The organism is Aeromicrobium phoceense (genome assembly GCF_013868155.1).
Classification (GTDB): domain Bacteria; phylum Actinomycetota; class Actinomycetes; order Propionibacteriales; family Nocardioidaceae; genus Aeromicrobium; species Aeromicrobium phoceense.
The window spans coordinates 528,718-547,119 of record NZ_JACEOG010000001.1; the positions used below are offsets into that span (position 1 = coordinate 528,718).

Annotated in this window: 14 protein-coding genes, 1 tRNA gene and 1 pseudogene; 8 read left to right on the top strand and 8 right to left on the bottom strand. The window is 66.7% G+C overall.

Annotated elements, in window-relative coordinates; all coding sequences use genetic code 11:
- The 3 genes and pseudogenes from H1W00_RS16395 to H1W00_RS02575 form a co-directional block, all read left to right on the top strand.
- Window positions 1-708 (top strand): annotated as a pseudogene (locus H1W00_RS16395) (HAMP domain-containing sensor histidine kinase); the annotation flags it as partial.
- 100 nt (window positions 709-808) lie between these two features.
- Window positions 809-2,329, top strand: coding sequence for a DUF4153 domain-containing protein (locus H1W00_RS16950; RefSeq protein ID WP_338072804.1), 1,521 nt, complete (start codon window positions 809-811; stop codon window positions 2,327-2,329).
- A gap of 50 nt (window positions 2,330-2,379) precedes the next feature.
- Window positions 2,380-2,467: transfer RNA gene (locus H1W00_RS02575), tRNA-Ser, on the top strand.
- A 107-nt stretch (window positions 2,468-2,574) separates the two neighbouring features.
- Here H1W00_RS02575 and H1W00_RS02580 read toward each other — a convergent pair.
- The 3 genes from H1W00_RS02580 to H1W00_RS02590 all read right to left on the bottom strand — a co-directional run bounded on the left by H1W00_RS02580 (window position 2,575) and on the right by H1W00_RS02590 (window position 5,683).
- The gene (locus tag H1W00_RS02580) at window positions 2,575-3,714 is read right to left on the bottom strand and encodes a hypothetical protein (protein WP_146826467.1); all 1,140 of its coding nucleotides are present in this window, start codon (window positions 3,712-3,714) and stop codon (window positions 2,575-2,577) included.
- 140 nt (window positions 3,715-3,854) lie between these two features.
- Window positions 3,855-5,120 (bottom strand): tyrosine-type recombinase/integrase, encoded by a 1,266-nt coding sequence (locus H1W00_RS02585; protein ID WP_146826468.1) that lies wholly within the window; start codon window positions 5,118-5,120, stop codon window positions 3,855-3,857.
- The gene (locus tag H1W00_RS02590) at window positions 5,117-5,683 is read right to left on the bottom strand and encodes a helix-turn-helix domain-containing protein (protein ID WP_181753359.1); all 567 of its coding nucleotides are present in this window, start codon (window positions 5,681-5,683) and stop codon (window positions 5,117-5,119) included. The genes H1W00_RS02585 and H1W00_RS02590 overlap by 4 nt, the downstream gene beginning before the upstream one ends.
- A gap of 142 nt (window positions 5,684-5,825) precedes the next feature.
- Here H1W00_RS02590 and H1W00_RS02595 point away from each other — a divergent pair, with 142 nt between their 5' ends.
- Together H1W00_RS02595 and H1W00_RS02600 are read left to right on the top strand one after the other, a co-directional pair.
- Window positions 5,826-6,035 (top strand): helix-turn-helix domain-containing protein, encoded by a 210-nt coding sequence (locus H1W00_RS02595; RefSeq protein WP_146826472.1) that lies wholly within the window; start codon window positions 5,826-5,828, stop codon window positions 6,033-6,035.
- Window positions 6,036-6,226: 191 nt separating this feature from the next.
- Entirely contained in the window at window positions 6,227-7,444 is a 1,218-nt protein-coding gene (locus H1W00_RS02600; RefSeq protein WP_246119608.1) for a Fic family protein, read from the top strand.
- An 18-nt stretch (window positions 7,445-7,462) separates the two neighbouring features.
- Here the strand turns inward: H1W00_RS02600 and mobF are convergent, their stop codons facing one another.
- Window positions 7,463-10,885 carry a MobF family relaxase gene (mobF, locus tag H1W00_RS02605; RefSeq protein ID WP_146826475.1) on the bottom strand — a complete coding sequence of 1,141 codons (3,423 nt, stop codon included), beginning with the start codon at window positions 10,883-10,885 and terminating at the stop codon, window positions 7,463-7,465.
- Window positions 10,886-12,374: 1,489 nt separating this feature from the next.
- Window positions 12,375-13,277 (bottom strand): chymotrypsin family serine protease, encoded by a 903-nt coding sequence (locus tag H1W00_RS02610; protein ID WP_181753361.1) that lies wholly within the window; start codon window positions 13,275-13,277, stop codon window positions 12,375-12,377.
- A gap of 1,183 nt (window positions 13,278-14,460) precedes the next feature.
- Between H1W00_RS02610 and H1W00_RS02620 the strand changes: the two genes are divergently transcribed.
- The gene (locus H1W00_RS02620) at window positions 14,461-14,922 is read left to right on the top strand and encodes a hypothetical protein (protein ID WP_181753363.1); all 462 of its coding nucleotides are present in this window, start codon (window positions 14,461-14,463) and stop codon (window positions 14,920-14,922) included.
- A 26-nt stretch (window positions 14,923-14,948) separates the two neighbouring features.
- Here H1W00_RS02620 and H1W00_RS02625 read toward each other — a convergent pair whose 3' ends face one another.
- Window positions 14,949-15,401 (bottom strand): hypothetical protein, encoded by a 453-nt coding sequence (locus H1W00_RS02625; RefSeq protein ID WP_146826485.1) that lies wholly within the window; start codon window positions 15,399-15,401, stop codon window positions 14,949-14,951.
- 22 nt (window positions 15,402-15,423) lie between these two features.
- Between H1W00_RS02625 and H1W00_RS02630 the strand changes: the two genes are divergently transcribed.
- Window positions 15,424-16,488, top strand: coding sequence for a serine/threonine-protein kinase (locus H1W00_RS02630; protein ID WP_181753365.1), 1,065 nt, complete (start codon window positions 15,424-15,426; stop codon window positions 16,486-16,488).
- 415 nt (window positions 16,489-16,903) lie between these two features.
- On the opposite strand, the gene H1W00_RS02635 is transcribed toward H1W00_RS02630, so the two are convergent.
- Complete coding sequence (locus H1W00_RS02635; RefSeq protein WP_181753367.1) at window positions 16,904-17,518, bottom strand: helix-turn-helix domain-containing protein; 615 nt, start codon at window positions 17,516-17,518, stop codon at window positions 16,904-16,906.
- Between the two features lie 8 nt (window positions 17,519-17,526).
- The gene (locus H1W00_RS02640) at window positions 17,527-17,955 is read right to left on the bottom strand and encodes a VOC family protein (RefSeq protein ID WP_181753369.1); all 429 of its coding nucleotides are present in this window, start codon (window positions 17,953-17,955) and stop codon (window positions 17,527-17,529) included.
- Between the two features lie 203 nt (window positions 17,956-18,158).
- On the opposite strand from H1W00_RS02640, the gene H1W00_RS02645 reads away from it, so the two are divergent.
- On the top strand, window positions 18,159-18,371 hold the full coding sequence (locus tag H1W00_RS02645) for a DUF6458 family protein (RefSeq protein WP_181753371.1): 213 nt from the start codon (window positions 18,159-18,161) through the stop codon (window positions 18,369-18,371).
- Window positions 18,372-18,402 lie beyond the last annotated feature (31 nt).

An 18,402-nucleotide genomic window follows, 5' to 3' on the forward strand; every position in this document is an offset into this window, starting at 1 on the left:
ATGTCACGCGGCGACCACAGCACCCGCATCACCGACACCTCGCGCGACGAGATCGGCGAGCTAGCCCGCGCCTTCAACCGGATGGCCGCCGACCTCGAGCAGGTCGACCGGCAGCGCCGCGACCTCATCGCGAACGTCAGCCACGAGCTGCGGACGCCGCTCACGGCCATGTGCGCGCTGCTGGAGAACCTCGCCGACGGCGTGAGCGAGCCCGACCCGGCCACGCTGCACAGCGCACTGGCCCAAGCCGAGCGGCTGTCGGCCCTCGTCGCCGACCTGCTCGACCTGTCCCGCGTGGACGCGGGCGCGGCGCAGCTGCGCCTCGAGCCCGTGACCGTGCGCCAGCTGCTCGAGTCGGCCGCCGACGAGTTCCAGTACGGCGAGCGCGACGTCGAGATCACCGTGACCGTCGACCCGCCCGACCTCACGGTCGAGGCCGATCCCGCCCGTCTGCGCCAGCTCGTGGCGAACCTCGTGGACAACGCCACGCGGCACTCCCCCGCGGGCGGCACAGTGTCGATCCGCGCGACCGCGACCGACGCGGGCTGGCTGCTCGAGGTGGCCGACGAGGGCCCCGGCGTGGAGCCGGGATCGCGCGACCGGGCGTTCGAGCGCTTCGGCACCCTCGCGGAGACCGAGGGCGGAGGCGGCACCGGGCTCGGCCTCGCCATCGCCCGCTGGGTGACCGACCTCCACGGCGGCACCATCGGCTTCGTCGACCCAGAGCCCGGCCGAACGGGTGCCCGCGTCCGCGCCGCCCTGCCGTCCACCCCCGACCGCGCCCCCGTGGCCGCACCGAAGGACCCCCGTGCCCCACCCGTCCGCACCCGCGCCCCTGCCGAAGTCCCCGCAGGCCGGCCCACCGCCCCTGCCCTCGATGACGGACTCGCTGTTCGGCGGCTTCTGGCCCGACCGGGGCGTGCCCGGGCGCCCTCGCCTGCTCGGCTGGGCCGTGGGCGTGGGAGTGCTGGCCGGGATCGCGCTGCCGTTCCACGACCTCGGCCTGGGCACCTTCCTCGTACTGATGGCCGCCGGCCTGCTGCTGTTCGCGGCCAGCCCGAAGCGGCGTCGACCGTTCACGATCGCCTGCGCCGTGCTGTGCACCGCACTCGCTTCGACGGCGCTGTTCCGCGATGCCGAGTGGATCGTGATCCTGTGCCTCATGGCCGGGGGCGCGATCGCCACGATGGCGCTCACCGACGCCCGCAACGTGCCGTCGTTCGTGGTCTCGGCGATCTCGTGGCCCGTCGCCGGCCTGCGCGGGATCCCGTGGCTCGGCCGGACGATGCGGATGCTGACCGGCACGGGGAACGGGATCGCCGTGGTGCGCACCGTGCTGTGGTCGGTGCTCGGCCTGACGATCTTCGCGTTCCTGTTCATGTCCGCCGACGCGCTGTTCGCCGAGTGGTTCAGCGGACTGGTCCCCGACTTCGGCTCACCGGACTTCGCGGTGCGCATCTTCGTGGCGATCGCCATCGGTGGCATCGCCCTGGCCGGCACCTACCTGGCGCTCAACCCGCCGGAGGTGGACACGGTGCGCTGGGACAGCCGCCCGGTGGCGAAGCGCTTCGAGTGGCTGGTGCCCGTGCTGGTCGTCGACGCCGTGTTCGCGGCGTTCCTCGTGGCCCAGGCCGCGGCGATCTTCGGCGGGCGCGACTACTTCGAGCGCACCACCGGACTCACCTACGCCGAGTACGTCCACCAGGGCTTCGGCCAGCTCACCGTCGCCACCGTGCTGACGCTGTTCGTGGTGTGGGCCGCCTCGCGCAAGGCACCGCGCGAGGCCGTGGAAGACCGGACGTGGCTGCGGGTCGCGCTCGGCCTGCTGTGCGTCATGACGCTGCTGGTGGTGGCCTCGGCACTGAACCGGATGGCTCTCTACCAAGAGGCCTACGGCTTCACCCAGCTGCGACTCCTGGTGGACGTCTTCGAGGGCTGGCTCGGCCTGCTCGTCCTGGCCACGCTGGCCGCCGGCTGGCAGCTGCGTGGTCAGTGGCTGCCGCGCTTCGGACTCATCAGCGGCGCGGTGCTGCTGCTGGGGATCGCGGCGATCAATCCCGACGCGTGGATCGCCGACCACAACCTCGACCGGTACGAAGAGACCGGCAAGGTCGACTGGTACTTCCTGTCGCAGCTTTCGGACGACGCAGTCCCGACGCTGGATTCGCGTCTCGACGGCCAGCGGACCTGCGCCCTGACCGACAATCGCCGCGAGCCCGCCACGTGGCTCGAGTGGAACCTCGGACGCAGCCGGGCCGAGTCGCTGGGGCTCGAGCCGAGCGTCCCGCTCGACGACGATCAGGTATGCCTGGGCCAGACCGACGACTGAGCGGCGGGCCGGATTCGTCGCTGGCGGTCGGGGCACGTAGACTCCTGCGCGGAGGATTCGCATAGTGGCCTAGTGCGCTCGCTTGGAAAGCGGGTTGAGTGAAAGCTCTCAGGGGTTCGAATCCCCTATCCTCCGCCAGTGGTTGAGCGCCTCTGACCTGCGAAGACATCTCCCGGGTCGGGGCGCTCACCTGCTTCATGTGCTGAGATAAGTGCTAAGAGCCTCTGAGATACGCCCGGAACGAGTCAGAACGGTGGCTCTTCAGCCTTGACAGGCGTCGCGACTTTCCGCTGCGACTCGACAATCCGGTCCGTCAGTTCGATGGTCGACAGGTACACCCAGAACACCCAATCGAGGTAGTCGTCCGCGTAGTCCGCCTTCTGGTCGGCGCGTTGATGGCGAATTGCGAACTCGTTGGCGATCTGGAAGAGCGCTCCCTCGTCCTTCTTGAGGAGGTTGTCCTTCAGGTGCTGGCGCCTCCGCTCAAGCACTCCAGACAGCGACACACAAGCCGCCCTCTTGTCGAGCCGGGATGCGCCACGAGCGCGGAATTGCGCGATGGCGTGTCGGACTTCCGCGGCGTCATCGTCGTGCTGGTTCGCATTGGCAGAAACTCGCTCCAGAGTCCGCAACACAAGTTCGTCTCGGTCATCCCCTGGAGCGCGGACCAGTCGCCCCCTGTCTTCGCCTGAATCCGCCAGCGCTAGCCCAAGGTCGCCCTGCGCGAACAGGGCGTTGGTCTTCCAGCGGTAAATCCCCTGACCAACTCCCGGGACGTAGTCATCGAAATGCCAGCCGCAGTTGCCGTAGGTGTGGTCGTATCTCAACCGGGGACGCGCAACCAGGTCGTGAATGACCTCGACAAGTGTGTAGAAGTCGTCGACACCCAAGGGCGACTCTGACGTAAGGGGCCACGCAATCCGAAGACCCGCCCGCCTCAACACCTCTGACTCGATCTTGCGGTCAGGCGGCGGTACCGGCTCGCCGTCCACGCACTCCTTCGGCGCCACTCTGGAGAGGAATCCGAGCCTCTGGAATTCGAACATCTCCGCAGCCCACTCCCGTTGCACTTCGAGCATGGACAGCATGGCCGCAGGGGCATCCGGCCGGGTCCGCGCGTTCCAATAGCGCGCTCGCTCCGTCGGGAACTGGTCGACGTCGTTCGCCAGTTGAGTCAAGTAGGTACGGTCCTTCGGGGCCCCACCCCAGCCAGTGCTCCGTAACCGACGCTCGAACTCCTGCTTGGGCTCCGGACCATCGAAGGCGTCCTCCAGCAGGATCGCTCCAGCCGTTTCGTAACCGGCGATCGACGCGATCGCTCGGGACTCCGCAGCGAATACCTCGCGAGGCCAAGTTAAGTGGAACTCGGGGCCGTACGAATTCATCCCCGAAGGCTAGCGCCGGTTGCACTCCCACGATTGGTTCTATGTCCCAGAACGTGCGCCAGTTTCCAAGTCTCCCTCGGTTCAAGTCACCGTCGGCGGGCGGCGAATCGCCGGCTGAACTCTCGACTTGCGCGTAGCAACTATGAGCCCTCAAGGTGCGCCGCAAAGCGATCCGCCGCAGCCTTCTGCATCGTCGGGGTCACGTGGCTGTAGATGTTCATCGTCGTCGTGATCGTCGAGTGTCCGAGTCGTTCTTGGACGACCTTGGGATGTTCTCCCAGTTCAAGCAGCAGGGTCGCGTGCGTGTGCCGCAGGCCCTTGAGGGTCAGCGCCGGCAGGTCGATGAGGTCGTCCTGCGCTCTCCGGACGCGGTACCTCCAACGCCGGCTGATCTCGTTGGGCGACCGGATCTCGCCCGCGTCGTTGCCGAACACGTAGGCGTCGGCCCGCGCGAGGTCGAGGGAGATGGTTCCGCGCGTGGTCTTGTACGACTTGAGCACGGCCAGCGTCTCGGAATCGAGGTCGATCACGCGCGCCGAGCCGGTTTTCGTCGTCTTCGCCTTGTTGCGCACCGTGACGTCCGCAGCGCGCCTGATCGCGAGCCGGCCGGTCGCGAAGTTCAGGTCCGCCCAACGCAGCGCGAGTGCCTCGCCGCGGCGAACTCCGGTGTAGGCGATGGCGTGCCACAGCGGGAAGAGGTCGTCGTCGAACACGTCCCGATTCCACCGCAGGAACGCATGGAGCTCGACGCCCGTCCAAGTAAGAATCTCGGGGCGCTGAGCCCGGATCTGTGAGGCGCGCGGGGCGTTGACCGTGCGCTTCTTTCGGGCCGGGTTGATCGCGATGATTCCTTCGTCCACGGCTGCGTCGAGGATCGCCCCGAGGACGACGTGGACCTTGTTGACCGTGTTGGCCGCCAGCGGTGTGCCGTATCCCCGCTTGTCCCGCCGGCCAGAGGCCTCCAGTTCTCGGTAGTGCCGCCCGATTCTGGTGGCGGTCAGGTGGTCGAGCCGGATGTCGCCGAGCGCCGGGACGATGTGGTTGCGGATGATCTTCTCGTAGCCCAGCATCGTCGAGGCTTCGAGCCGCAGGGACGCACACCACGACGTGGCGAAGCTGCCGAGAGTTGGCACCCTCCCTTGGAACCGCTCGTTCTGGGCTCGCTTCTTCAGCGCAGCGGCCAAGGCGTCCTGCGCCTCCTCCAGGTTCTTGAAGCCACCACGGGTCAGCCGCGTGTCACCGAGTTCCGGCTGTTCGGGGTCCTTGGGGACGTAGATCTGGAACCGCCACCGTCGGCCCTGGCGGGTGTCGTAGGCGGTGATCGACCCGGCGTGGCGAGACCGGGATCGGCGCTGGCGGTTCGCCGACGCCTGTTCGTCACCTCGGGTGGACGTTGACTGGGTCATGGTGTGTCCGTGCTTGGGGCGGGCCCCCAGCGGCTCGGGTCTTCCTGCACAATGCGATCGGCGGCGGCGGGATCGAGCGCAACGATTCGGGCCTTGATGAAGAGCAGTCGATCTTCGTCCTTGGCAATCCGCGCCTCGTACTCAGCAGCCGTGGTGATGCCCTCATCCTGGCCCTTGGCCACGTGCATCTCGACCAGATTCTTGTTGAGCTCAATGCGGCGTCGTGTCGACTCCGCCTGCCCGTACCAGAACCACACGAGTCTACCCGCGATGAGCGGGCTGAGATCGCGCATCCATGCCCAGATCTCCTCGTCGAGATAGTCCCCGTCCGGCAGACCCGTCGGCGCCGGGGCATCCTCGGGCGGGGTAAGGAGCGCCGCCGGTGTCGTGTCCAAGACGTAGGCGAACACAACAAGATCGTCGACGTCGACACGGCGCTCTTCGTTCTCGATCTTGCTGATCGCGGAGTGAGAGATGGCGCGGCCCGCTCGTTGGACCCGTGACGCAAGTTCGCGCAGGTCCAAGCCCGCGCTCTGACGTGCACGTCGGAGGTTGGCCGCCACGTGGGCATTGGTGTTGCCGGCTGGGTTCCCACGTTGCCGCTGTTTCATATAAGAACCATACAACGCGATACTTGACACAGCAACTCGAGGCGCCTAGATTCGAAGGACTCCATTACTGGAGTCAGATGAGGCGGGGGCAGGCATGCAGCCGAGCACGGTGACGATCGACCAGATCCGCAGTTCTCGCAGCCTGGTCATCACGCGAGTGGAAGCAGCGGCGGCGCTCGGCGTCGACCCGCGCACCGTGACCGTGGGGATCGAGAACGGCAGTATCCCCTCGGTCCGACTCGGCAGGCGAGTCGTCATTCCACGCGAGAAGTTCCTGCGGCTGTTCGACCCGAAGGACGCGTGACTCAACCTGCGCGGTTCGGCTGAACATAAAGGTGAGCGGCTCTGCCGCATTTCTCGCTTAGATGCCTTAAAGTAGAAATGTGGTCATGAGAGGCAACGCTGATGGGTGAGTACATCGAGCGTCTGTGGCGACCCGATGACGCCGGTGGACTGAGCCGCAAGGACCGCACCCCTGGGCGCTTCCTGGCGTACGTGCCGGACGAGCTGGGGGATCACCTCCCGATCCTCGGAGCCGAGGCGCAGGAGGCCGCGGAGGACGCGCTGGCCGTGTTGGCGCGCGCCGACGAGCGGATCGGGGCGGGCGGCGGCTACCTGAACCACCTGCTGATCCGCTCCGAGTCCATCTCGTCGTCGTGGATCGAGGGAAACCGGGTCACCCCGAAGAGACTGGCGATCGCCGAGCTGCTGCATCACGGCCCCCGGCAGGCCCTCGACGTGGTGGCCAACGTGCGGGCCACGGAGTCGGCCATCGCGGATCTCGCGGAGCGGGACCACCCGATCACGACCGAAGACATCGTGACGCTGCAACACCTCATCGAGCCGCGCCTCGACCGGGGTCTCCGCCACGAGCAGAACTGGGTCGGCGGTGCCGGGTGGTCTCCGTTGCGTGCCGACTTCGTCCCGCCTCCCGAGAGCGAGGTGCCGCGCCTCGTCGCCGACCTGGCGCGCTTCCTCACAGCGACAGCGGGCAATCCGGTGGTGCGCGCAGCCATCGCGCACGCGCAGTTCGAGACGATCCACCCTTTCGTCGACGGCAACGGCCGCACCGGACGTGCGCTGATCCACACGGTGTTGCGTCGCGCCGACGCGGTCCGGCACACCCTCATCCCGATCAGCACCGTGCTCGCCGGCGACACGGACAGCTACATCGCCGGCCTGACCGGATACCGATCCGATCCACCCCAACTGGATGCATGGGTGACCGGGTTCGCCCTCGCTACCGAGCGCGCCACCGGCAATGCCGTGCGACTGGCCGAGAGCATCACCGCCCTCGATGAACAACTCCGCGACGAGTTGGTGTCCTTCCGCCGCGACCGCGGCCGAAGTCCGGCAGTGCCCCGTCGCGACGCGGCAGTGTGGCGGATCCTGGAGTCGCTGGCCGCAGAGCCGGTGATGACGGCCGAGTCGGTCAGCACCAAGTTGAACGTGTCGCCGGCAGCGGCCCACCGAGCGCTGACCGAACTCGCCGAGGCACAGATCCTGGGCCGGACGACCGACCGAGGGCGTCTGGTGTGCTGGACAGCCGACCGGCATCTGGCCCTGGTCACCCTCACTGAACGGAGCAACCGCGTCGGCGGTGCCGACACACGCGATCGCCGGCCCCGTCGTGGCTCGGCGGCACCCCAGATCAATGCGTTCGATCGACCCCGGTCGGCCCAACGGACCGATCCCGGCATCCAAGGCCCCTGAAGCTCGGGCCAGGCGCACCTACAGCGAAGGACCTCGATCCGGCGACGGATAGCGGGAGTGGCCGCGGTCCGACTCGCGGGCACGAACGACGCGGGCACGCTCCTCGACCTCGTGCCGCGCGCCGGCCCGTTCGGCGATGTAGTCGGCCGCATCCGCCACCCTGACCGCGGCGATGGTCGCGAGGTCACGGCGCGCTGCGTCGATGTGTCGCTGCCACCACGAGATCTGCTCGGCGGGCCTGATCGGGCGACCCGCAGCGCCGAACAGGCGGAGTCGCAGCGCGGCACGTTCGTCCTCCTGCGTGGCGAGCGTCGCTCCCAGCGCTTGCCACGCCGCGGCAAACTGCTGTCGTGCGCGAACCACTCGCGGGTCGGAGTCGGCGACCCGAGCGGCTGCTTCGTGAGCCCAGCTCGGGACGGATTCGCGGTGGTCGGGCAGCCGCCCCCACCGGTGCCGTCCGTGTTCCTGGATACTGGCGCATTGAGCCGACGCGTCCTCGACGGCGCGGGCGGCCGTTCGGCGTGCCCAACCACGGGTGGCGCGTTGGGCGGCTGATGCGGTCCACAGCCGTTCTCGTGCGTCGAGGTACTCCGTGCCGTCGATGACGGCCTGCTCGATCAGCGGGGCCGACACCTCCGACTCCGTGCTCGTCACTCGCGCTTGGGCGGCGTCGACCTCGGCGTGGCGATGCTCGATCTCCGCCTGGTGCTCGCTGCCTTGCTCGGCCAGGACGATGTCGACCTGCTTCCACCACTGGACCTGGTCGGCGGCGTGGTCGACCAGCGCGGCGAGCCGGCTCCGTTCGGCGTTGACGATCGCGACCGGGCCACGGTCGACCAGACCTGCGACGGCTTCGGCCGCCAACGCGGTGGCGTGAGCCAGCCCTCGGTCGGCGCGGTCGCGCTGCGCGGCATCGATGAACTGGTCGCGGGCGTCGGTTAGGTCGGAGGCGACAAGATGCAGCAAGTTGTTCCCGCGTCCTCGGGTCATACCGACGTACACACTCGAGGCGTTGAGACCGTCGCTCACGATCGTGTGCGACCCGGTCGCGGTGATGCCTTGGACGCCATACGCGGTGCAGGCGTACGCCAGGTGTGTGTGCTCGCGCACATAGGCGGCCGGCAGCGGCACCGTGCGCTGGATTCCTCCGCCCGGTTCTGCCGGTCGCACCCAGACGGCGCCGTCGTCGTTGACGTACTGCACGCGCCACATCTGGCGGTTTGCGACAGAGATCGCTGGGTCGTTCCGGCGGGTCTGGAGCAGGTCGCCAACCCCGATCGGCAAACCGTCGTTTCCCACCGCGATGCGTGTGTCGTCGACCAGTCCCGCTGCAACGCCGCGCTCACGGATGGCCTCGTTGAGCTGCCGTGCTTCGTCGTTGGACGCCACCGTGATCGACTCACCATCTCGGGCCTGCGAGGCGACCAGATCGTGTGCCGCGTCGGCGTCGGCGTGCAGACGGATCAGCCCGAGTCGGTGGAGCTCGTCGAACACCGCGCCGGGGTCGCGACCGTCGCGCATCCGGACGGTCAGGGTGGCGTACTCGGGGTCGGTGAACCGATGGACCTGTGCCATGTCGATCGTCCGGCCGCGCAACTCGGCGGCGATGTTGAGCACGCCTCCACGTCCGACGGCGGGCAGCTGCGCGCGATCACCGACCAGCGCGATCTTCGCACCGGCCTCGTTGGCCACGGTCAGCAGCGCGATGGCGGTCCGCTGGTCCAACATCCCGGCCTCGTCGACGACGATCCTCTCCCCGGCCTGCACCGCGGCGTGAAGTGGGATGCCGGCGTACGGCACTCCCGTCTGCGGGTCGGGCTCGCCGACTGCGAGGCGGGTCCAGACGCCGTCGGCGTTCCAGCGCCAGCCGTGGGCGTGGACCAAGGCCGCGACCGACTCGGCTTCGATGCCCAGCTCACGGTGCGCGACCTCGGCGGCGACCTTGGTCGGTGCGACCACCCGCACTCGCCCGCCCTCGGCCCTGATCGCCTCGATGGCCGTCGCGAGCATGGTCGTCTTCCCGGCACCGGCAGCGCCCTCGACGATCACCAGGGGATCAGTCGAGGCGACTACTGCCGCTGCCCGCACCTGATCGGCGTCCAGTTCCTGCCGCAGCGATGCGGCATGGACGGTGGCGTCGGGGAGCTCTACCGAGTGGTCGGCGACGCGCGCTGTCAGCAGGTCCCGCAGCCGAGTCTCGTCAGCGACGACCGCGAGCGAGGTCCAGTGCGCGACGTGCTCCGGCATGGGCGCCTCGGGCGGCAGGATCGAGAAGCAGTCGCTTGCTGCCAGGGCGGTCGCGAGCTCGATGAACTCGCGCAGGTCAGCCGGGGCGGCCCGCACCCCTGACTCGTTCACGACCCGTGCCACCTGCTCGCCGATGGTGTGGGTGGTCCACGCCGATGCGGTGGCGGCGCAGCGGTTCAAGGCTCGCGAGGCGACCTGTTGCGCCGACAATTCGTCGAGCGAAGCCGCCGCCAGCCGTCGCTGCTGCACCAGGGCATCGGGGTCGCAGCCTGCCGCGCGCAGTTCGGCGACCCAGGCAGACTCCTCGCGCAGCGTCGTGGGCTTCTTCGCCGGACGATCAAGCGCCCACGCCCGGGCACGCAGGCGCACCGCCACCGCCGGGCCGATCGCTTCGCCGGGGTGGTCGTCCTGCCACCCATCCTCAAGCCGTTCCAGATTGCGGCACACCTGTTCGGCGCGCTTGCTCATGGCGCGATTGAACGGCTCCAACTCGACGACTTCACCCGAGACCGGGTCCAGGGTCAGACCCCGGCGGTCCAGCACGGCCGCGAGCTCCGGATGCGCGGCCAACACGTCCGTCCCGAGTGCCCGGATCGCTCCTTGCTGCTTGAACAACGCCGCGGTGTCCAGGCCACGCCACTGACCGGCAGCCCACACGCGAGTGCCGATCTGGAGATGGACGTGGCGGTGGGGATCACCGGCGCGTGAGGTCCGGTGCGCCACCGCGACGGTCTGCAATCGCTCGACCGGCACGACCTCCTGACGTCCCCGAGGGCCCACGCGAGTGACCGAGTGGCGGGCCAGCCAGTGCTGGATCTGCGCCACCGCGTCCTGCTGCGCGGTGCCCAGCGCTTCCGAGACGTCCGGATACAGGGCGGCTGCGATCGACAGGCTCTTCGGAGCGTTGACCACCATCTCGGCGAACCGCGGTGAGCCGCGGCGACCATCCCCGGACAGACGTGGAACACCCATCGACCGCGACGTCATCGGATTGGTCCAGTCGACCCACCCCGCGTAGGTGGCGGGATCCAGATCCCGCGAAGCAACCACCGCGCCCGCGCCGTCCAGCGTGGTGAACGAAGCCACCGAACCGTCAGCACCCAAGTAGTAGTCATCGGCCCGTGAGCGCTCAGCCTCGACATAGCGGCGCGCGTCAGCGCCGCTACCTCGAAACAAGATCACTCCGCCGTGCATGCTCCGCTGCGTTTCTAGTATCGCAAAATGTGTATCTACCACGGTAGCATACGTCCATTCGAGTCGAGAAGCGAATTTCGAGGCGGTTGACGCGATCGACGTAGTAACGGCGGTGGCGTTGGCTCCGTCGATGGCGTCGCAGCTGATAAGTCCGACCTGGAGCTCCTCATAAATTCCCAGGACGGCAAGGTGTGGCTGGTTTGACGAGCGGGCGCAAGTGATGGTCACGGACCACCGCCACCCGATATCAACGTTCTCCGCAGAACCCGCTGGTCGCCTCTTGTCGATGGCCGTCGGGGAGATGACGAACATGAAGGAGTTGCTTGCTGCCGCCGCCGGGACCTTCGTCGTCGCTGCCGGGGTGACCACTTTGGCGGGCTCCGCTTGGGGCGATGAGTAACCTCCTCCGGCCGAACCGACCGCCTACGTCGCCGCCTCTGGGGTGACCCCTGATGGTCGTACATACGGACCACTTGCCGATGATCTGAAGGCCGCGGTTCCGTATCTGGTGAGCGTGCACAGAGACCACGGAGGATTCGGTTACACGGAATCCGACTTGGTGTTTGCCGAGCCGCCCGCCGACTTGGGGCCCGACGACCCGGGACCCTCGGAGTACGTAGAGAACAGTCCCAAGACTGTTCCCCGTCTACGCCGAGGATGGCAAGACGCGGATTGACACGTTCACCTTGAGCGAGCCGGTTCACGAAGCGAGCCAGGACTAACCAATCGATCCGGATCTCACGAAACCCGCATGTTCTCTGGCGCGAGATTGCGGCTTCGTCGACCACGACCAGCAGCCTGACGCGATCACCCAGAGACGCGAGTTTTCGCATCTAAAATTCGCAATCTGGGACGAAGCAGACTCCACCAGGTCGCGGTGATCCACGAGCTCGGCCTCAACCGGTGCCGGCAGTCGAGCGAGCCTCGTCAAGTGGCGCTCGACCACACGCTGCCCGCCGGCCGACAAACGATGGAAGGCCAGGAGCGCAGCTCGAAAGGGTCGCCCGTGCCGAGCTCGTGCCGTAAACGAAGAACACTCCCGAACGCCGTGAGAGTTTGGGAGTGTTCTTCGTTCTTCGGGGCTGCCCGGCTAGTGCAGTTCGACTTCCAAGTCGGTCCAGTAGTCCGTGATATTCCGGATCGGAATGAAGAAGGTGCGTCGCCAGCAGTTCCCACCTGGGCTGAAGGCGGTCGACGGGCATGAAACCCTGTCTGCCGCAACGTCGTAGATGCCTGCCGAGATGATGCCTCGGACTCCGGCCGAGCCGTCTGCTCGGACCCTATAGACGGGTCCGCCGCTGTCTCCGTGCGTGCTGGTTGCGGAATTGTCGGAACGCTTCACGATGTGGCCGTTACAGATGCTCGACGAGTCTCCAGGGCACAGAATCTGGGCTCCCATCTCAGTCACTAGCGCGTTGCAGTGGTCCCCGGAGTTTGCGCCTCCAGTGCAGAGCGCATCCCCGGCGGCACTTCCTCCCGCGCCGGTAACTCATCGCGAACTCGAACTCCCGTAGCCGCCGGACCAGACCTTGGGGCTGGTTCCGCCCTCTGGATCGATTCGCATGGCGTCGATAGAGGGGTGACGTACCGTGACGTTGGTGCCTCCTGACGTAATCAGGGTGCCTGCCGCGGTCCGCCATGCGGCGTTGCCGCCTGGGTCACAGTGAGCAGCAGAGATCAGCCGACCGTATCCACCCGGAGTCACTGCGGCGACTCCCAGAGAGCAAGTCGAGTTCGTACTGTCTTTGCGCATAATTCCAGCTCCGAACCAAGGGGAGCTGTCGTTCTGCCGGGCGAGGCCGGTTACTGACGCTTGGCGGCTACGAATCGTGACGGGAGTCCCCGCGATCCGTTCCAAGTCAGCCTCCAGCTCGTTGGTTGACCGCGTGTCGTCGGCCTCGCCGCGAACGCTTGCCTTGAGGCCGCTGAAGTCCTCGGCGGGCGTGACGTACGCGATCAAGGGCTCACCACTCTTGGCCCGCGCGTTGAGCAGGAGGGCGGCTCCAGCCTTTCTCAGTTCATCTTCTGAGTACTTGGACTTGCGGATGATCAGTTCGGTCCCGGCGGGAGGGTTCTGCTGTAGTTCAGCGAGTTCCGCAGGAACTTCGCCCTTCCAGTTGAGGACCACGGTGGAGGGGTCGCTGCCTGCTTGCAGCGATGCTTCGTATCCGAGGATGTCGTGCAGCGCTGTGGTCAGTTTTTCTGTGTTCTCCGCGGTCCGGATGTCGTCGAGGCTGACTCCGTCTGGGATGGAGGTAACGACGGTGTCGTCCTTCGCTTCCAGCTCGGTCACCGAGTCATCTGGTGAAGGCAACCCGCTCGGCAGCGCGACAGCGCCGGCGGGGATCAGCAATAAGGGCGCAATCGACGCCAGCACTACGAATCGCTTCATGAACTTTCTCCCTTGTGGATACGCGCGTAACCATGCTCCGCCGCAAACGCCTTGTCAATCGAGGTCCTGGCGGGCACACCCCAGACACCGCGGCGTTCACGAGAATGGTGACCTCGTTGAACATCGGGAACGATGAACCCGAAACGGACCAGAAGGAGATGGCCTAGATCGCCGCGGAAGAGCGCCAAGCCCTTGGCTTCGGATTGATGGACCCTTGGACCCCTGCCTCCTCGCGGGCAAGTGGGGGCATCCCGGTGTACCCAATCACCGCCCTTGTCGAGGACGAACGGCCCCGACGCGACCATTGAGCACTTCCAGACCACAAGTCTATGCGGGGGTCCGCCGCCCTGATCCCTGTCGGTCGAAGCCGGATCATTGTCGAGAACGACAGCCACCATACCGTCCGACGACGATCGAGCGTGGCGCACGAGATGAGCCACCACTCGCTGTCTTCCCCGAGGGAGTCCTCTGCTTCAGACCACGACAGGCTGTGCAGCACGACCGTAGAGAAGCTGGCCCTCTTTATGTCCGGCCAAACTTCTAGCACCGAAGGCCGCCTGCAAGAAGCTCGCGTTCCGCCGGGCCGACAACGCCACGGTGGCCGCTACGTTCAACATCAGCACCCAGATGGCTCAGATGCAGATGAAGGGTCCACGAACATACGTCAACACGCTCTGGCGAAGCAGGCGCGCGCGCAGGCACCGTCGTAGACCGCCAGCGTGACTACTTGGCTTGTGGGTGACAGCCAGCGGATCGGGTGTGACTCTCCTCAGACGAAGTTACGGGGACGGGGCAACGTCGAGCAGGTCAACCGGTGCACCGGACACGACCGAGACCACTCTGAGAAGCTCTTTCCACAATTCTGGGCGACCCCGGGCGAAGGGGCGGGGTCCACGACCTGCTTTCGAGCCCTCATCGACGAGCAAGCCGGCCGCAACAAGACGGAGCAAAACCGGCCGCACGACGCTGTCGGAACGGCCGATCGCGGCAGCCACCTGCCTCGTCGTCACCGTTCCGTCGGGGGCTGCAAGCAAGATGTGGGCAGACGCCAGCACCTCCGAGAACGCCGCGTTGTTGAACAACGCGGCAGACACGCTCCTAGCATCAGCGAACTGCCCCTGCATCACAATAGTGTAGGTGACGCGAACTACGTCACGCGTTACACGCCACGAAAGAGGCCAAGATGACCTTGCTTCATTCTGCCGCGCGCACGATCGTGCCCCCCCGGTCCCTTGCCGGCCGGGTGCTCGAGGGGCAGGGACACCTTCGCTACCTCGCCACCCCTGACGGCCTACGCGACGCCTCTCAAAGGATCGCAGACGCCGCGATAAGCCTCGGATGCTCCAGCGTCGCGTCCGTGTCACAGCACGCTGCCGGTCCTCTCGCAGCCGCAACGCTTCTGAACCCAGACCTTCAACTTGTCTCGATGGACCATCTCTGGGCAGGAGAAGTCGACAAACTACTACTCGTCGAGACGGTTGCGGTCTCGGGACACCAGGTCCGAGCCGCTATCGAACGAGCGCTCGAAGCTGGCGCGACTTGGGTGGGTGTCGTCATTCTCTTTCCTGTCCTGGGGACAAACGAGCTCGGACTCGTTGAGGCGTTCGGGCTCGCAGCGGCAGACGCCGTGTACGTTGCGGCGTAGGGCCCGGTCTCCACGATCCGGGGAGTTCAGAGGGCACAAGCAACGAAGGCAGCCCCAGCGGCGTCCGCATCAGCCGCGCCCGCCAGTGCCTTGCCCTTCATAATCAACTCGGGGCCTCTCAGGCCAACCACATTTCCGAGCACACGCTTGTCGCCCAACGTGACGAGGTGTGTTGCCCCACGCAACACACCGACTGCTGCACCCTCACCGCGTAGCCGTAGCTTCGTTTCCTTCGTCAGACCGGCGCGTGCCGCGAACCCGGCCTCCATCAACGCGGCAGCACGGATGGGGTGTACCTGAAGTTGCGAGGACAACGCCTGCACAAGATCGAGCAACTGAACCTCGGGTTCCGTCCCGGCAGTTGTCGCGTACTCGAAGCGCCTCGAGACCGCCATCTGGTCAGCCTCGTCGATAACCACTCCGCGCAGCACGGGACAACCGTGCTTGATTCTTACGGTGACTCCGACCACAAGCGCCATTCCGGCACCGTACTCTTCCGGAGTGAACTCCGTCAGTACGGCCGTGGTGGGGGACCTGTTCGCCGGCAGGTACCTGATCGAAGCGCGTCTCGGAGACGGCGCCTACGGCGAGGTCTGGCGCGCCAAGGACCGGCACCGAGACCAAGTGGTCGCTCTGAAGATCCTCTCGAGCACCCAGCCGGACGACGCTTGGCAAGAAGCTCGACGCCTCACCGAGCTTGAGAGTCCCAACATCCTGCGGGTCAGCAACGCCGACCTCGCGATCGACGTTCCGTACATTGCATCAGCGCTAGCTACCAGAGGTACCGCTGCCGATGAGATGAAGCCGCTCGGGATGGCGCCTGCCCGGGCAGTGCACCTGATCCGAGGCACGTTGCGAGGCCTGCAACTGTGCCACGATCGGAGGATTCTTCACCGCGACGTGAAGCCGGCGAACATCTTCATCGGAGGGACAGGCGACGCCCAGCTGGGAGACTTCGGCTGTGCGGCACTAATGGCACCCGACGATACCGGCAACCCGCACGGCGACCCGGACATCAGAGCACTGGAGGTCCTGAAGGGCGGTTCGTGCACGAGAAGTTCGGACATTTACAGCGCCGGCCTCTCCCTCTACGCGATGCTGACCGGGTCGCTGCCGTTCTCGTTGGCCGCCCTGGGTGACTTCAAAGCTCTTAGGGAAGCCGTCACAGCCGGGATGCCAGATGTGCGAGACGTTGCTCCTCACGTCAGCCTCGGCCTCGCGCAGGTGGTACGGAAAGCCACTGCGCCCAAGCCAGCGGACCGGTACGGAACGGTCGCAGAATTCAGCGCTGCGCTCGCCAAGCACGCAACTGCCCACGCGGACATCTGGCGAGTTGAACCTTCGTCGGCTGCGCACTTGGACCACGTGGGGCACGACCGCTGTTGGACGGCCGTTCGTAGGCACGATGCTCAGATGATTTACGTCTGCGTCGACCCGTCTGGTCGAAAGTGGGACGTGTTGGTGCGGCGTTCGAGCGGCCGGCGCGCGAACACCCTCTGCCGCAGCGGTCTGAACTCTTCGGCTACGACTGTCCACCTCCGGAGAATCTTCGATAAGCTGCGCTGATCCGCTGGACGCATCGTGCATCGCCAAGAGTCGGGCTCCGGGCCCGCCGCATTCCCTCGCTGCGGCGCAGGCTTCCGCTTCGCTCCCATGTGCTAACTCAGGTGCTACCGACGGTGTAGATCTACGAATCCAGATGAATCTCTCCGTTGCGGCAGCGAGCTCTTTTCCCTCCGTTTCTGGGCGTTGTCGTCATGCTTCGATTCTTCGCGCAACCCCGCGATGAACAGTTCGAATCCCCTATCCTCCGCCACCGACGTCACAAGCCAGCGGGCGGCGCGCACCAGCGTGCCGCCCGCTGGTGTGTTCCCAAGGCTCCAGGGCGGAGGCTTGTCTCCGCCACGAGCGTCAAGAAGCGATGGCCCGCACCTCACCGGTGCGGGCCATCGTCGCTCATGGACTCCGTCGGGGTGACGCGTCAGGCGCGGGCTGCGAGCACGACCGTGCGGATGAACCGCGTGGGCTCGCTGGAGTCGTTGGCGTACTCGTAGGGACGGTCGCTGAGCAGCCGGCACGATGTCCCCGCGGCGAGGGCGTGGCGGTCGCCGTCGACGCCGATCGTCAGCTCTCCCTCGAGCACGTGGAAGAGCTCCTGGGATCCGTCGGGATCGGCCCGGCCGATGTACGAGTCCCCCGGCTGCAGGGTCCACGACCAGAGGTCTGCCGTTCGACTGCCGCTGGACGCCACCAGGAGGTGGGCCGAGCTCCCTCCGGACGTCGACCACACCAGGACGTGGTCCGCAGCGCTGACGGACTCGAGTGCGGCGGCCGAGTCGTCGGGTGCCAGCAGCGTCGTGAAGTCCGTGCCCAGCTGGCGGGCGATCCGGGTGATGGCCACCAGGCTCGGGTTGGCTTGACCGTGCTCGATCTGGGTCAGGAGGCGGCGACTGATGCCGGACTGGTCCGCAAGCTGCTGCATCGTCAGACGGAGCTCGTTGCGAGCCTCGCGGATGCGGCGCCCGACCAGGACGAGGAACTCCTGGTTGAGCTCGCCGTCACCGTCCGCAGGATCGGTCGGACGCGGGGAGTCCACGGCTCCGGTCACACCGCGAACAGCTGGTCGAGATCACGGAAGGCCTTGAACTCCAAGGCGTTTCCGGAGGGGTCGAGGAAGAACATGGTCCACTGCTCGCCCGGCTCGCCCTCGAAGCGGACGTAGGGCTCGATGACGAACTCCGTGTCCGCAGCGCGGAGACGCTCCGCCAGCTCGGTGAACCGCTCCACGTCGAGCACCAGGCCGAAGTGTGGGACCGGCACCTGGTGGCCGTCCACGGGATTCGTCCCGGCCACCGCGTTCCGATGATCGTCGACCTGATGGGTGACGACCTGATGGCCGTCGACATTCCAGTCGGTCCACCGGTCGGCCGAGCGTCCGCGACCGAAGCCGAGGACTTCGCCGTAGAAGTGGCGCGCGGCCTCGATGTCGTGGACGGGAAGGGCGAGATGGAACGGAGGCAGGGTGGTCGTCATGTGGGCTCCTTGGTGGTTCGCGTATGTGCAGAATAGTGCACATGTGAGTGCATTCCAAGGCGGGACCTTACAGCACCCCGACCGCCGTCCCGATGTCGTCACGGCGGCTCAGAATGCGGACACCTCGGAACCGTGGCACTGTCATTCCCGACCGAAACGGTCGTCGCATCCGCGCCGGCCGTCATCGAGGGAAGGGACCTGACATGTACTTCGGTGGATCCATCGCTCTCATCGCGATCGGCGCGATTCTCGCGTTCGCGGTGACCGACGCCATCAACGGCGTCGATCTGACCATGGTCGGCTACATCTGCATCGCGGCCGGTGCCCTGGGCATCGTGCTGAGCCTGATCGTCAACAGCCGACGCGACCACGCGGTGCGCGACACGCGCCGCGACGACCTGCCGCCGGCTCGCTGAACCACTCACCACGCAGGTCCGGTTCGACCGG

Bases quoted from the DNA above. Each gene is read 5' to 3' on its own strand.
- H1W00_RS02640 (WP_181753369.1), bottom strand. From the start codon at position 17,955: ATGACGACCACCCTGCCTCCGTTCCATCTCGCCCTTCCCGTCCACGAC.
- H1W00_RS02645 (WP_181753371.1), top strand. From the start codon at position 18,159: ATGTACTTCGGTGGATCCATCGCTCTCATCGCGATCGGCGCGATTCTC.
- H1W00_RS02620 (WP_181753363.1), top strand. From the start codon at position 14,461: ATGACCTTGCTTCATTCTGCCGCGCGCACGATCGTGCCCCCCCGGTCC.
- H1W00_RS02610 (WP_181753361.1), bottom strand. From the start codon at position 13,277: ATGAAGCGATTCGTAGTGCTGGCGTCGATTGCGCCCTTATTGCTGATC.
- H1W00_RS02585 (WP_146826468.1), bottom strand. From the start codon at position 5,120: ATGACCCAGTCAACGTCCACCCGAGGTGACGAACAGGCGTCGGCGAAC.
- H1W00_RS02580 (WP_146826467.1), bottom strand. From the start codon at position 3,714: ATGAATTCGTACGGCCCCGAGTTCCACTTAACTTGGCCTCGCGAGGTA.
- mobF (WP_146826475.1), bottom strand. From the start codon at position 10,885: ATGCACGGCGGAGTGATCTTGTTTCGAGGTAGCGGCGCTGACGCGCGC.
- H1W00_RS02625 (WP_146826485.1), bottom strand. From the start codon at position 15,401: ATGGCGCTTGTGGTCGGAGTCACCGTAAGAATCAAGCACGGTTGTCCC.
- H1W00_RS02595 (WP_146826472.1), top strand. From the start codon at position 5,826: ATGCAGCCGAGCACGGTGACGATCGACCAGATCCGCAGTTCTCGCAGC.